The 13,531-nt window shown below is 70.3% G+C and carries 12 protein-coding genes; 8 read left to right on the top strand and 4 right to left on the bottom strand.

Annotated elements, in window-relative coordinates; translation table 11 throughout:
* The first annotated feature begins 416 nt into the window (after nt 1-416).
* The 3 genes from OG587_RS00760 (at nt 417) to OG587_RS00750 (ending at nt 2,526) form a co-directional block, all read left to right on the top strand.
* On the top strand, nt 417-1,028 hold the full coding sequence (locus OG587_RS00760; protein ID WP_329085841.1) for an RNA polymerase sigma factor: 612 nt from the start codon (nt 417-419) through the stop codon (nt 1,026-1,028).
* 71 nt (nt 1,029-1,099) lie between these two features.
* Nucleotides 1,100-1,654 carry a hypothetical protein gene (locus OG587_RS00755; protein WP_329085840.1) on the top strand — a complete coding sequence of 185 codons (555 nt, stop codon included), beginning with the start codon at nt 1,100-1,102 and terminating at the stop codon, nt 1,652-1,654.
* Between the two features lie 248 nt (nt 1,655-1,902).
* Nucleotides 1,903-2,526: a hypothetical protein gene (locus OG587_RS00750; protein WP_329085837.1), complete on the top strand. Its 624-nt coding sequence runs from the start codon at nt 1,903-1,905 to the stop codon at nt 2,524-2,526.
* 153 nt (nt 2,527-2,679) lie between these two features.
* Here OG587_RS00750 and OG587_RS00745 read toward each other — a convergent pair whose 3' ends face one another.
* On the bottom strand, nt 2,680-3,588 hold the full coding sequence (locus OG587_RS00745; protein WP_329085836.1) for a Vgb family protein: 909 nt from the start codon (nt 3,586-3,588) through the stop codon (nt 2,680-2,682).
* A 212-nt stretch (nt 3,589-3,800) separates the two neighbouring features.
* Entirely contained in the window at nt 3,801-5,414 is a 1,614-nt protein-coding gene (gene abc-f, locus OG587_RS00740) for a ribosomal protection-like ABC-F family protein (protein ID WP_443075606.1), read from the bottom strand.
* 134 nt (nt 5,415-5,548) lie between these two features.
* Between abc-f and OG587_RS00735 the strand changes: the two genes are divergently transcribed.
* Entirely contained in the window at nt 5,549-6,151 is a 603-nt protein-coding gene (locus OG587_RS00735) for a TetR/AcrR family transcriptional regulator (RefSeq protein ID WP_329085834.1), read from the top strand.
* A gap of 126 nt (nt 6,152-6,277) precedes the next feature.
* Here OG587_RS00735 and OG587_RS00730 read toward each other — a convergent pair whose 3' ends face one another.
* Nucleotides 6,278-7,216, bottom strand: a complete 939-nt coding sequence (locus OG587_RS00730; RefSeq protein WP_329085832.1) for an SGNH/GDSL hydrolase family protein — start codon at nt 7,214-7,216, stop codon at nt 6,278-6,280.
* Between the two features lie 505 nt (nt 7,217-7,721).
* On the bottom strand, nt 7,722-9,782 hold the full coding sequence (locus tag OG587_RS00725; RefSeq protein ID WP_329085831.1) for a S9 family peptidase: 2,061 nt from the start codon (nt 9,780-9,782) through the stop codon (nt 7,722-7,724).
* A 106-nt stretch (nt 9,783-9,888) separates the two neighbouring features.
* Here OG587_RS00725 and mshB point away from each other — a divergent pair, with 106 nt between their 5' ends.
* The 4 genes from mshB to OG587_RS00705 all read left to right on the top strand — a co-directional run bounded on the left by mshB (nt 9,889) and on the right by OG587_RS00705 (nt 13,494).
* Entirely contained in the window at nt 9,889-10,956 is a 1,068-nt protein-coding gene (gene mshB / locus OG587_RS00720; protein WP_329085830.1) for an N-acetyl-1-D-myo-inositol-2-amino-2-deoxy-alpha-D-glucopyranoside deacetylase, read from the top strand.
* A gap of 32 nt (nt 10,957-10,988) precedes the next feature.
* Nucleotides 10,989-11,657 (top strand): DUF6113 family protein, encoded by a 669-nt coding sequence (locus OG587_RS00715; RefSeq protein ID WP_329085828.1) that lies wholly within the window; start codon nt 10,989-10,991, stop codon nt 11,655-11,657.
* A 63-nt stretch (nt 11,658-11,720) separates the two neighbouring features.
* Nucleotides 11,721-12,155 carry a hypothetical protein gene (locus OG587_RS00710; protein WP_329085826.1) on the top strand — a complete coding sequence of 145 codons (435 nt, stop codon included), beginning with the start codon at nt 11,721-11,723 and terminating at the stop codon, nt 12,153-12,155.
* A 58-nt stretch (nt 12,156-12,213) separates the two neighbouring features.
* The gene (locus tag OG587_RS00705) at nt 12,214-13,494 is read left to right on the top strand and encodes an MBL fold metallo-hydrolase (protein ID WP_329085824.1); all 1,281 of its coding nucleotides are present in this window, start codon (nt 12,214-12,216) and stop codon (nt 13,492-13,494) included.
* Nucleotides 13,495-13,531 lie beyond the last annotated feature (37 nt).

The following is a 13,531-nucleotide window of genomic DNA, read 5'->3' as shown; positions in this document are numbered from 1 at the left end:
CGGCTCGGTCGAGCAGCTTGAGGTGGCCGAGATCCCGCAGACGCACTTCGAACTCTTCGCCGATCACCCGCAGGAGACCATCAACCTCACCACACGCCGGTTCGCCAATGACCTCGGCTCCGCAGTCGCGCCGCGCACCTGAGGGGCCATGGAGATTCCGGACAGCCGTCTTGTGGGCGTAGCCTATGCGGCTGGCTGCCGCCCTCTGAACCCGAAACGTAAGCGGGAGCCTGAGGTCGAAAGGACTTGATCTTGAGTTGCCGAGAACAGGACGGGCGGCGCGATCCTCTGCGGCCAAGGCCGGGTAAGGCGCGCCATAGTAGCTGACCAGCAAATACTGCTGGACTCCCTGCAAAGTTATGCGATGGTGAAGGACCCCTCGGGAACTCTCTTGGATATACGGACATAGGCCGGGTGTGGATACAGATCTCGAGTTGTGGTCGCGCGCGGCCAGCGGCGACGGTGGGGCTTTCGGGACCTTGTTCGACCGGCATGCCCGCAGCGTCTACAACCACTGCTTTCGGCGCACTGCGGACTGGTCGGCCGCCGAAGACCTGACCTCGGCGGTGTTCCTGGAGGCGTGGCGACGCCGCCGCCAGGTGCGGATCAGCAGTGATTCTCTGCTGCCTTGGCTGCTCGGGGTGGCCAACAACGCCTTGCGTAACCGGTCGCGGTCGCTGCGCCGCCACCAGGCGGCCATCAGCCGGCTCCCGCCCCTGAACTCGGTCATCGATCCGGCGGAGGAAGTCACAGGGCGGATCGACGACGAACAGCAGATGCGCGAAATCCTGGCGGCATTGAATCGGCTACCGCGCGCCGACCAGGAAGTTTTGACGTTGTGCGTCTGGTCCGAGCTGAGTTACGAGGATGCGGCCGTGGCGCTGAACATCCCCGTGGGAACCGTACGATCCCGGCTTTCCCGCGCTCGGACCCGAATGAAAAAGCTCTCAGGAGCGGAACTCGAACCCGAGTCAGGACACAGACGAAGTGAGCGCCATGCGGCGCTTCGGAAGAGGGAGGAACTGTGACCAACTACAGAATCCCGCCAGAGCGTGACCTTCCCGCCGCCCATCACTCGCTTCGAAGGACTCACCTGATCATGGAAGTCAACCAGGATAGGTCGCACCCGTTCGTGCGCTTCCTCCGCGAGCGCCGGTGGTTAAGCCTGGCCATCGTCGCCACGGGGGTCGCTCTTTTGCTGGCGGTGGGCATCCCGGTGCTGTCGGGGCAGGGCGGCGTCGCGGCGAACGCGGTCGAACGCGAGCCCGACGGCTCGATCAGGATCTACCCCCGGGACTACAAACATCCCGAGGTGATCGAAGGCAAGTTGCGTAACTTCGGCGTGGAATCGGTGGTGCTCTTCCTGCCGATCGGCAAGGAGTGCAAGGAACCCCGAGCCGAATACGCGCCCGACAATCCGAAGCTGTTCACCAGCGAATCGCCCCCCGAGGGTGAGGCCGCGTTCTGGAGGCTGCATCCGGAGCAGATCAAGCCCGGCCAGACCCTGGTCTACAGCCTGTGGTATCAGGACGACGGGCACGGCCTGATGGTCGGTGGCAGAATCCAGGTCGCGACCGGCCCGGTGGCGCCCTGTCAGATCGTCTCCGGCGGTCTCAGGAGGGAAACCGGTCCCGAGGGCGGAATCGGCGGCTGATCCCGCTCCTCCGCGTAATCACGATCTTGAAGCTGTGAGCTGCGGGCTGACCACCCGATGGAGTTTCGGACCAATGGCGAAGTAAGCGGGCTTAGACTCAGGAAGTCAACGCAACCTCCTGGGACGCGCGGTTCCCCCGCACAAAGTCGCCCTGATCATCGTCGGCGTCGCTTCGGCGTGCTCTCGACTCGCTGCGCCTCCGCGCGCGATCTGGCTCACGAGATCCTGATATCGCGCATGATGGTGACATGTCGCATCTTGCGCTATTCACAAAGGGCAAGAGCCGCCATATCGCCATCTACGTGTTCCTGCTGGCGGTAACCGCCAGCGCGGCCGCTCTGCTGGTCGCCCCTAACCTCCAGTTGGGCAATGCCTTGGTGACTGACCCGCAATCGCCGGGACAGTACGTCGAGGAGTGGCGTAACGAGGCTGTCCTGGCCTATACCTCCGGTAGCGCGGTCGGGCATGTGTGCGCGCTGCTCGCCGGTCTGCTGGTCGCACGGTGGAGCACGCACAAGACGCGTCGGGCCGGCCTTGTCGCGGCACTGCTTGCCGGTTCGGGGCTGGGGGTGACCGAGTTGGCGGTGGCGTCATGGACGGCGACGCCTCTCCTGCGTGATCTGTCGGGATTCCCCGGGGCGGGGAATCCGCCGGAAGACTGGGTCCTCGACCCGAGCCTTCAGAACCACGTCGGCGTCTTGGTCGCCATGGCGTTGACCTTCGCTGTGTTCCTGGTAGCCGCGGGTGCCGGGTTCTGGGTGGCCCACCGGGCGATGCTGCTCAAATTCGTCCTGGTGACGGTATTCGTGGTCATCGTGCCTGTCGCCCTTTTCCTCGTGGCTGTTTTCGCACTGGTCCCGTTCCCCAGCTAGCCACGGCCGGAGCGAAGCCGCTGAGGCACCCGTCAGATGGCCCCGGCTCGCTTGCCGTGATCAAACGTGCGGGTCAGTAGTACGGCTAGGCGTTCGTCAAGGGTGTTCCAGTCGGGTCACGGCTGCTGAAACCTTGATCCATGTCCAGGTGTCTCACCGCGGGGCCGAGATGGTGAGCCGGGCCAGGGCGCCTGTTTCGAGGGCGGCCCACAGGGTGCCGTCTGGTCCGGCCGCGATGCCGTGCGGCTCCGATGCCGGGGTCGGCAACTCGTGTTCGTCGATCCGGCCGTCAGGGGTGATCCGCCCGATGCGGTTGGCCCCCCACTCGGTGAACCAGTGGTCGCCGTGCGGGTCGGCGACGATGGCGTGGGGGCGCGCCGCGCGATCGGGGAGCGGGAACTCGTCGATCCGCCCGCCCGGTTCGATCCGCCCGATCTGGCCCGCGCCGATCTCGACGAACCACATCGCGCCGTCCGGGCCGCCGGTGATGCCCACGGGGGCCGCGCCGGCGGTCGGCAGCGGATGAACCGTGACGTCGCCGCCCAGGCCGATCCGGCCGATCGCGTTCGCCTGGTTCATCGTGAACCACAGCCCGCCGTCGGGGCCGGCGGCGATCGCGGACGGGAACGCCCCGGTGACCGGGAGGGAGAACTCGGTGACCGCTCCTTCGGTGGTGATCCGGCCGATCCGGTCGGCGCCGGTCTCGGTGAACCACAGGGCGCCGTCGGCTCCCGCCGCGATTCCGAACGGCCCGGCATCCGGCGCCGGCAGCGGGAACGAGCGGATCTCCCCGGTCGTGGTGATCCGGCCGATCCGGTGGCTCTGGTACTCGGTGAACCACAGGGCGCCATCGGGGCCGGTGGTGATGACCGTCGGCCCGCACGAGGCCGGGTCGAGTTGGTGGGAGCTGAGTTCCCCGTCGGGGGTCATCCGGCCGATCCGGCCGTGATGGACCATCGTGAACCACAGCGCCCCGTCGGGGCCGGTGGTGATCCCGTACGGCCCGGCGTCGGGGCCGGACACGGGAAGCTCCTCGATCGATACGGTCAGGTCGCGTGGCATGGGACGGGTTCTCCTTCGGTTCGATCTCAAGGACCGGGGTCTTCTGTGACGGGCATGACAGGTGGGTCAGGGAGTGTTCGTGACGGACTCGGCGAGTGGGGGCACGAGTGTTCGCGACGGACATGACAGGTGGGTTCGCGTGAGTCCGTGACGGGCTCGGCGAGTGGATCGGCGCGTGTCCGTGACGGGCTTGGTGAGTGGGGTGGCCGACGTCAGACGAGGCGGCCGTCGCGCATCTCGATCTCGGTGCCGGTGAACCGGCCGCGCAGCGCCCGGTCGTGGGAGACCACGACGAGGGCACCCCGATAGGCGGCGAGGGCCTCCTCCAGCTCCTCAACGAGGGTGAGCGAGAGATGGTTGGTCGGCTCGTCGAGCAGCAGCAGGTCGGCCTCGCAGGTCAGCAGCCTGGCCAGGGCGAGCCGCCGCTGCTGGCCGACCGACAGTGCCCCGGCCGGGGTCCGCAGGTCGCCGGGCTTGAACAGGCCCATCGACAGCAGTCGCGTGCGGTGCTCGTCCGGATAGCCCGGCCGGCCCTCGGCGAACGTGTCGAGGACGGTCCGTCCCGGCCGGGACGGGGGTGACTCCTGCGGCAGGTAGCCGATCCCTCCCCGGTGCAGTACGGTCCCGCCGTCGGGTTGGAGGTCACCGGCGAGAACGCGCAGGAAGGTCGACTTGCCCGCGCCGTTGGGGCCGTGGATCAGCAGCCGCTGTCCCGGCTCGACGCCGAAGGAGTCGACGATGAGCCGGTCTCCCACCCGTACGGCGTCCAGCTCGGCGACCGGGCCTTCGGTCGCGCCGCTTCTGAAGAGCCCTTCGAACCGCAGGGGCTCCGGCGGCCTGGGTACCCGGTCCTCCAGGAGCCGGCGCAGGCGCTCCTGTGCCTGGCGGATCCGGCCGGCGACCGAGCTCTGCACCCGGCCCGCGTCGCGGTCGTAGGCCAGTTTGTTGCCGTCCTTCATGGGGCGGCCGGGCGCGACGCGGTGCGCGGTGGTCGCCGCGAAGGTCTCCACCCGCCTGATCTCCTCGCGCCAGTCGGCGTAGGCCTGCTCCCACCGCCGCCGGGCCGCCGCCTGCTCGGCCAGGAACCCGGTGTAGCCGCCGCCGAACCGGGTCACCCCGCCGCCCTCGACCTCCAGGATCGCGGTGGCCACCCGGTCGAGGAAGAGGCGGTCGTGGGAGACGGCGACCACCGTGCCCCGGTGGGCGCGCAGCCGCTCTTCCAGCCAGGTCGTCGAGGAGTCGTCGAGGTGGTTGGTCGGCTCGTCGAGCAGGAGGACCTCGGGGGAGGCCGCCAGCAGGCAGGCCAGGCCGAGCCGGGCCTGCTCGCCGCCGGACAGGGTGCCCAGCGGGCGGTCGCGCTCGACGTGCCCGAGCCCGAGGCCGTGCAGGGCCTTGTCCACGCGGGCGTCCGCCTCGTAGCCGCCGCGCGCCTCGTACGCGCTCAGCAGGTCGCCGTACTCGGCCAGCCGGTCCTCGGTGAGGTCGTCCTCCAGGACCCGCATCCGCCGCTCCATGGCACGCAACTCCGCGAGCGCGGCGTCGACGGCGTGCTGGACGGTCTGGTCGGCGGGCAGGTCGAGGCTCTGGCCGAGGTAACCGATCCCGCCGTCGGCGGAGACGGTGATCTCGCCGTCGTCCGGGGTCTCGACTCCGGAGATCAGTCGCAGCAGGGTCGACTTGCCCGAGCCGTTCTCCCCGACGATCCCGGCGCGCTCGCCCGGCCTGACGGTGAAGGAGACGTGGTCAAGAAGCGGTCGTTCGCCGTACGTCTTGGAAACCCCGCGAAGGGTGAGCTGAGTGGACAGGACGGGCCTCCGGAACAGGATGTGGACAGGTCATCGCGATGCCGGGTGAAAGGTCCACGTCTGCTGCGCTCCTTAGGTCTTCGTCTTAACACTACTGAGTTGTATTAAGCTGGAGTATGCCTGATGTGCCGCAACCCACGCAACCGGAGGTGATCGTGACGCGGAGCGGGACCGTACGGCCCGGTGGGCGTACCGCGCGGGTACGCGAGGTCGTACGCGAGGCCACCCTCGCCGAGCTGGCGGAGAAGGGGTACGACCGGATGACCGTGGAGGGCGTCGCGCTGCGCTCCGGGGTGCACAAGACCACGGTCTACCGGCGCTGGGGCAGCGTGGAGGGGCTCGCCGCCGACGCGCTCGACCTGGCCGGGGCCGAACCGTGGCCGGTTCCCGACACCGGCACGATCGAGGGGGACCTGCGTGAGCTCACCCGCCTGGTGCTGGCCGGTTTCGCCGACCCCGAGACGGGCCCGGTGTCGACCGCGTTCATCAGGGCCTCCGCGCGAGATCCGGTCGTCGCCAAGGCGTTGCACGCGTTCTTCGCCGCCCGCCACGAGCAGTCGGCGGTCCTCGTCACCCGGGCGGTGGAACGCGGTGAGCTGCCCGAGGACGTCGACGCCGCCGACCTGGTCCGCACCGCCGTCGCGCCGCTGTACTACCGGTTGTTCGTCAGCGGTGAGCCGGTGGACGAGAAGGTCGCCGACCGCGCCGCCGCCGCGGCTCTGGCGGCGGCGCGTGCCGGGGTGTTCCGGCCCCGGTGAACCGGGGCCCCACAGGCGTGCTCTGTGGATCTTTCGGAGGCGAGCGTCAGCCGGGTGAACGTCCCCGGTCAGGAGGAGGCTTCAGGAACGTCCTCGATCGGGAGGGGCCTCCAAGGGCTACGCGGGTCAGCGCGCGGCGAGGATCGGGACCTTGCGCTGGATGAGGGCGGCGAGGGCGGCATGGCCCTGTCGGCCGAGGTGCAGCACCGCGACCCCGCCCTCCTGGCCGGGGGCGAGGGCGTCGAATCCCCGGTAGAACGGGGTTGCGGACTCGCAGAGCGAGTGCCCGGCGAACTCGGGGTGCAGGGTGGTCGAACTCCGGTGCGGGCTGACGAACCGGACGTCGACCCCGCGTGCCCTGGCGGCCCGCGCGGTCCGGGACAGGGCCGCGTCCAGCGCGCCGGAGACCTTCGCCCCCGCCAGGCGCTCCTCGGCGCTGAACACACCGGCGTCGCAGATCGGGTCGAGCTGTACGCCGGTGGCGTTCTGGCCGCTGGTGACCGCCCTGCCGTACCCGGTCATGACGATCTGGGCGCGGGGACTGCGGCGCTTGATCTCGGTGAGGAGGCTACTCAGGGTGCGCTTCAGGGCGGGCATGCGGTCGAGGATCGCCGTGGTGGGCGCGCCGGTGCAGTCGGCCTGGACGCACACGCCGCCGTATCCGGCGAAGCCGATGTCGTTGCCGCCGATGTTCAGCGTCACCAGATCGGTGTCCCGGCGGAGCGCGTCGAGTTGCGCAGGCTCCCCCTTGAACGGCTGCCGCAGATCCTGGATGGCCGCTCCGCTGCACATGACGTTGGTGAACCTCACATTCGTGCCTCGCAGCCGGAGCTGCTCGACGAGAATCGTGGAGGAGGAATTGCGGCTGCGATAACACGTCTGCTCGGTGCCGGGCTCGTAGTCTCCGGCCCCCGTGCCGGATCCGTAGGAGTCGCCCAACGCCACCACGTCGAAGGACGGTGTGACACCGGCCGCGGCGGCGGGGGCCGCCGTGCCCGCCGTCATCCCGACGGCCATGGCGAGGCCCGCAAGGCCCGCGACGATTCTTGTGCGAGTGACCATCATCAGTGGTTGACCCTCCCGTGAAGACGATGAAGGCCACGGTGAAAAGGATTACCCGCCCCGTGGCACTTCCCCCTGTGAACCGCGAATTCGTGCCGGGGCGTCCATGGTCTGGAAGACAGGGAATGCCGCCGGTTTTACGGACCAATCGCAATGGTTCGGGCACCGATATTACGGTCGTCGTGCCACGGAAACCTTGACAGAAGATAGATCTGGTATAGCGGGCTGTCCGTAATAGCCGGAGGAGACGTCCTAAACATGGGCTTCCCTGTACTCGTCAGGCACGAAGAGCATGTCTCCCGTGCCGCCGGGTCCAACTTCCTGCGTCGCCGCGTCCGATTCCCGGCGGCTCGTCCCCGGCTCAGGACGGTGACGGTGACGGTGACGGTGACCGGCGGCTTACCGCCGGTTCGGGACGGTGACGGTGGCGGTTACCGGAGGCTCGTCTCCGGCTCGAGACAGGGTCCTTTCCGGGAAGGCCCCGGGACAGGGCCTTCCCGGAAAGGACTCAGGACAGGGCCTTCTTCAGGAAGTCGACCTGGAGCAGCAGCAGGTTCTCCGCCACGATCTCCTGCGGGGTCATGTGGGTGACCCCCGACAGCGGCAGCACGTTGTGCGGGCGGCCCCCGGCCAGCAGGGCGGAGGACAGACGCAGGGTGTGCGCGGCGACCACGTTGTCGTCGGCCAGGCCGTGGATCAGCAGGAGGGGACGGTCCAGCTTCTCGGCGTCGGCGAACAGGGACGAGGAATCGTAGTGGCCCTCGTCCGGGTGGCCGAGGTAGCGCTCGGTGTAGCAGGTGTCGTACAGGCGCCAGTCGGTCACCGGAGCCCCGGCGATGGCCGCGTGGAACACGTCGGGGCGGCGGAGCACGGCCAGGGCGGCGAGGTAGCCGCCGAACGACCAGCCCCGGATGCCGACCCGCGACAGGTCCAGGTCGTCGGGGAACCGCGCGGCGGCGCCGTGCAGGGCGTCGACCTGGTCCTCCAGGATCGGGGTGGCCAGGTCGTGCAGGACGGCCCGCTCGAACTCGGGGCCGCGGCCCGGGGTGCCGCGGCCGTCGGCCACGACCACCGCGAAGCCCTGGTCGGCGAACCACTGGCTGGTCAGGTGCGCTCCGGCCGCGGCCAGCACGCGCTGGGCGTGCGGTCCGCCGTACGGGTCCATGAGGACCGGCAACTTCGCCGAGCCGGGCACGTGCCCGGTGGGCAGGAGCACGGCGGTGGCCAGGTCCCGCTCGCCCGCCCTGATCAGGGAGACCCGCAGGTCCAGGCCGGGACGCTCGGCGTGGGAGGTGATGTGGCCGCGGGGCGTGCCGTTGTGCAGGACGCGGGTGACCGAACCCTCGCTGTCGAGGGTCTGACCGGTGATCACCAGGGTGCCGCCCGCGGTGTGGCCGCTGTAGACGCCGCCCTCGGCCGGGCTGACAAGGGTGATCTGGCCCCTCCGGTAGGCCCAGACGGCGATCTCGGTGGGCTCCCCGCTCGCCCGGAAGAGCACGGTCTCGCCGTCGACGTCGAGGATCTCGCGGACCTGGAGGGTGGGCGGCGTGACGGGGGAGTCGCCGACGATCAGGCGGTGGCCGCCCTCGGCGGTGGCGGCCCAGACGAGGCTGCCGTCGGACAGGTGGCCCGGGACGCCGGTGACGATGTCGACCCAGGCGGGGTCGGTGTCCTCGCGCACGACCGTGGAGGTGCCGGTGGCCGGGTCGACGTCGAGCAGCCGCATGGTCCGCTGGTCGCGCGTCATGGTGACGATCGACAGGCCGTGGGCGTCCCAGACGGCGTTGACCAGGTATTCGTCGTCGAAGGGTACGGCGACCCGGGCTCCGTCGAGGGTGAGGACGAAGAGCTCGACCCCGGCGTTGGCCGTACCGGCGGAGGGATAGCGCTGCTCGGTGGCCGGGCGGGCCGGATTGGCCGGGTCGGCGATGTGCCACCGCTGCACCGGCGCGTCGTCGGCCCGCTCGACCAGGATCGCGTCGCCGGACGGCGACCACCAGTAGCCCCGCATGCGGTCCATCTCCTCGGCGGCGACGAACTCGGCCAGGCCGTACGTCACCTCCGGGGACTCGGGGCGGGCCAGCGCGTGGTCGACCTCGTCCTCCAGGTCCTGGATGTGGAACGCGCCGCCGGTCACGTAGCCGACGTGGACGCCGCTGGGGGACATCCGGGGGTCGATCACCGCTCCGGAGGTCTTCAGCCGCCGTACGTGCCTGGTCTTGAGGTCGACGACGTAGAGACCGCCGGAGAGCGCGAACGCCGCGACGGTCACCGCGGCGTCGGTGCTGTACCCGACGATGCCCCCGGCCTGTTCCCGGCTCCGCTCGCGGCGCGCCCGCTCCTCGGGCGGCAGGTTCTCCTCGTCGGCCGCCAGGGCGCGCGGGTCGGCGATCAGCCGTTCCGTGCCGCTGAGGACGTCGTACTCCCACAGGCAGGTGACCGGGTCGAAGCCGCCCTTGGTCCGGAGGAAGACGACGCGGTCACCGCCCGGGGCGATCGTGAAGCCGCGCGGCACTCCGAGGGTGAATCGACGGGTTCTGGCGTGCAGGCGAGGGAAGCTCTCACTCATACGAGCCATCTTGCCAGTTCCGCATCGAGTGTCTTGTTTTCCGGGGGCCGACGGACAGGGAATCCAGAGGTTCTGCACGATGCCCGGCATCGATACCCTCGGACGCATGACTGATCGGCGCCTGATGCTCGTGCACGCCCACCCGGACGACGAGACGATCGGCAGCGGAGCCACCATGGCCAGGTACGCCGCCGAGGGCGCGCACGTCACGCTGGTGACCTGCACCCTGGGGGAGGAGGGCGAGGTCATCCCCCCGGAGCTGGCCCACCTGGCCGCCGATCGCGACGACACCCTGGGCGAGCATCGCATCGGGGAGCTCGCCGCGGCCTGCGCGGCGCTCGGCGTCACCGACCACCGGTTCCTAGGGGGCCCCGGCCGCTGGAGGGACTCCGGCATGATGGGCGTCGCCTCCAACCACCGGGAGAACGCCTTCTGGCAGGCCGACCTGGACGAGGCGGCGGGCGAGCTCGCGAGGATCATCCGCGAGGTGCGGCCCCAGGTGCTCGTCACCTACGACGAGAACGGTTTCTACGGCCACCCCGATCACATCCAGGCCCACCGCGTCGCCTGGCGGGCCGTCAAGCTGGCCGCCGACCCGGAGTTCACGCCGGGATCCGGGGTGGTCTCCGGTTCCGTGGCCTCCCGGTCTCCCCGGTCCTCCTCGGCTTCCGCGTCCCGCTCCGGGGCCGCTTCCGTGCCCGGCGAGGTGTCTGGCGAGACGTTCACGTTCGGCGGAGTGCGCGGAGAGGCGTCCGGCGGGGTGTCCGGTGAGAGCGGGCCGTGGCGGGTCGCCAAGTTCTACCACACCGCCGCCCCAAGATCCGTGCTGTACAGGACCGAGGAGGCGATGCGCGAGAGTGGCGCCCCCTTTCTCGTCGAGCCGGTCGACGACATGCCGTTCGGCTGCGCGGACAAGGAGGTCACCACCGAGATCGACGCCCGCGCCCACGTCGGCCGGAAGATCGCGGCGATGCGGGCGCACGCCACCCAGATCAGCGTGAACCCGCCCTGGTTCGCCCTGTCCAACAACGTCGGCCAGGAGGTTCTCGGGGTCGAGCACTTCATCCTGCGCTCCGGCGTGCCGGGTCCCGCGGGTCCCGGAGCGCCGATCGAAGTGGGAGGGCTCGGCGAGCCGTACGACCGTGAGGACGACCTCTTCGCCGGGATCCACTAGCCTCGGTGCTTGTGATGGAGCAGGTCCCAGCTGTGCGCGAACCCTCGGAGACGGTTGTCGCCGTGGCGGCCAACGCCGTGCTCTTCCTGCTCGGGCTCCTGCTGGGCGTCCTCGGCGGGTTCCAGCACTCCTGGTACGTCAGGCCCGTCCCGGTCTCCGCCGTCGGCTGCCTCGCCCTGCTGTTCGCGATCACCTACGGGGTGGGCCGGATGACGCGCGGCAAGACGGCCGCCCTGGCGTTCACGGCGGGCTGGGCGCTGGTCACCGTGATCTGGATCTCCGGACGGCCGGAGGGCGACCTGGTCATCGCCAACGACCTGTCCGGTTACCTCTACTTCTACGGTGGGCTGACGGCGGTCGCGGTGGGGGTCCTGCTCTCGCCGTCGGCCGCCGTGGGCGGGTCGTGGCTGCTCACCCCGCACGGATACCGCTCCGGCCCGGAATCCTCGCCGGTGGCGTCCGGCTCGCAGGCATCGCCCGTACCGTTCGGGTCCCAGCCTCCGCCCGCGTCGCCCGGCCCGCTCGCCCAGGTCCAGTCTGACCAGGAGTCCGGCCAGAACTCACAGGACCGGCTCCGGTCCGGCCGGAGCGGACCGGATCAGGCCCCGTCCGGCTGGAGCGGACCGGATCAGGCCCCGTCCGGCTGGGCCCCACCCGACTCTCAGGCCCCGCCCGTACCACCGGGCCCGGCCGCTCACTGACGACCTCGCCACACCCCCCGAGAGCCGCTACCGCCGGCCATCAGGATGACGCACAATCCTGGTATGCGGCGGTTGCATCGGGTACGGCGGACGCTCAACTACGTCAACCTGTCCACACCGCTGGGGCTGCTCCTGGCACGCCTCGGCCGCGCCCGGGTGACCGCCGGGCCCGACGGGCTGCTCCTGGCGTACGGGTACCGCTTCCGGTTCCCGATCGCCTCGGCGTTCACCGTGGGCAACGTGGTGTTGACCAAGCACCCGGAGGGCTTCCTCACCGGTGCCCTGCTCAGGCACGAGGACCGGCACGCCTCCCAGTACATGTGCTGCGTGGGCCTGCCGATGCTCCCGCTTTACCTCGTCGCGGTGGTCGTCTCCGTGGTGATCTGCGGCCACCATGGCTCGTGGAACCTTTTCGAGCGGCTGGCGAACCTGGAGGACGGCAACTACGCCCGCAGATCTCCGTGGTGGTTTCACACTAGATCCCCGCAAAAGGAATGAATCGCTCTGTGGGGGGATCTACAAGGGGTGAGCTGTCGATGACGGAAGGGTGCCGCCCATGTCACAGACGTCCCACCCGGCAACCGCCTCCCACGTGTCCACGGAACCCGACGGCCTCGTCGAGGAGCCCCCACGGCGTTCCGGGTGGTCGGCCCGCTTCGCCACGAGACCGGCGCGCGCTCTCCGGCAGCTGGGCCGGACCGCCGGCCGGGCGGTGCGGGATCACCCCTCCACGCGGCGGACGGCGATGGCCGAGGCGGCATCCAGCCCTTCCGTGCTCTCCGCCCCCTCCACGGGAACGGACTTCCCCGAAGGAGCCGTGACACCCTCGGGCTCTGCGACACCCGTACGAACCGCGCCTCCCGCACGGCCCGCGCCGCGACCGAGGCGGCCGGCGCCCCTGCCGAGACGGTCATGGCCGGGTGGCTTCAGGGATCGGCTGACCTCGCCGCTCCCGACGTTCCAGGAGCTGCTGGCGGTCGCCTGGCACGGCACGTTCCGGCCCGGTGTCGGGGACGCGGACCGCATCCCGGTCCATCGGGACGGGCTCCCCAGGACGACGGGGACCGAGGCGGTCGTCACCTGGGTGGGACACGCGACGTACGTGGTGCAGATCGGCGGGCTGACCATCCTCACGGATCCGGTCTGGGCGAGGAAGATCGCCGGCATTCGCCGGCCCCGGCTCACCCCGCCCGGCGTCGCGTGGGCGGACCTGCCCAGGATCGACGCCGTGGTGATCAGCCACAACCACTACGACCACCTGGACGCGCGGACCGTACGGCGGTTGCCGCGCGGCACGCCCGTCCTCGTACCGGCGGGGCTCAGGTCCTGGTTCACCCGGCGCGGGTTCCGCGACGTCACCGAGCTCGACTGGTGGGAGAGCACCTGGGTGGGCGGTGTCCGCTTCGACTTCGTCCCCGCCCACCACTGGAGCCGCCGGTCGATCTGGGACACCTGCAAGACCCTCTGGGGCGGCTGGGTGATCGCCTCCGACGACCAGACGATCTACTTCGCCGGGGACACCGCGTACGGCGAGCGCTTCGCCCAGATCGGGGCCCGCTACCCGGGCGGCATCGACCTGGCCCTGATGCCGGTGGGGGCGTTCGAGCCCCGCTGGTTCATGAAGGCCGCGCATGTCGATCCCGCGCAGGCCGTGCGGGCGTGCCAGGACGTGGGGGCACGCCGGATGGCGACCATGCACTGGGGCACGTTCGTCCTGTCCGGCGAGTCGCTCCTCGCGCCGGTGGAGGAGGCCAGGGTGGCCTGGGCGGAGGCCGGGCGGGACCGCGCCGACCTGTGGGACCTGGCCGTCGGCGAGTCCCGCGTCCTGGCGCCCTGACGGTTTGACGTTCTGGTGCCTTGACGCTTTGGCGTTC

Source organism: Streptosporangium sp. NBC_01469 (assembly GCF_036227305.1).
Lineage (GTDB): Bacteria > Actinomycetota > Actinomycetes > Streptosporangiales > Streptosporangiaceae > Streptosporangium.
The sequence above is the reverse complement of the archived record's forward strand: the minus strand, read 5'-3'. Positions and strand labels throughout refer to the sequence as shown.

Bases quoted from the DNA above. Each gene is read 5' to 3' on its own strand.
- OG587_RS00725 (WP_329085831.1), bottom strand. From the start codon at position 9,782: ATGAGTGAGAGCTTCCCTCGCCTGCACGCCAGAACCCGTCGATTCACC.
- OG587_RS00705 (WP_329085824.1), top strand. From the start codon at position 12,214: ATGTCACAGACGTCCCACCCGGCAACCGCCTCCCACGTGTCCACGGAA.
- mshB (WP_329085830.1), top strand. From the start codon at position 9,889: ATGACTGATCGGCGCCTGATGCTCGTGCACGCCCACCCGGACGACGAG.
- OG587_RS00755 (WP_329085840.1), top strand. From the start codon at position 1,100: ATGGAAGTCAACCAGGATAGGTCGCACCCGTTCGTGCGCTTCCTCCGC.
- OG587_RS00730 (WP_329085832.1), bottom strand. From the start codon at position 7,216: ATGATGGTCACTCGCACAAGAATCGTCGCGGGCCTTGCGGGCCTCGCC.
- OG587_RS00710 (WP_329085826.1), top strand. From the start codon at position 11,721: ATGCGGCGGTTGCATCGGGTACGGCGGACGCTCAACTACGTCAACCTG.
- OG587_RS00745 (WP_329085836.1), bottom strand. From the start codon at position 3,588: ATGCCACGCGACCTGACCGTATCGATCGAGGAGCTTCCCGTGTCCGGC.
- OG587_RS00750 (WP_329085837.1), top strand. From the start codon at position 1,903: ATGTCGCATCTTGCGCTATTCACAAAGGGCAAGAGCCGCCATATCGCC.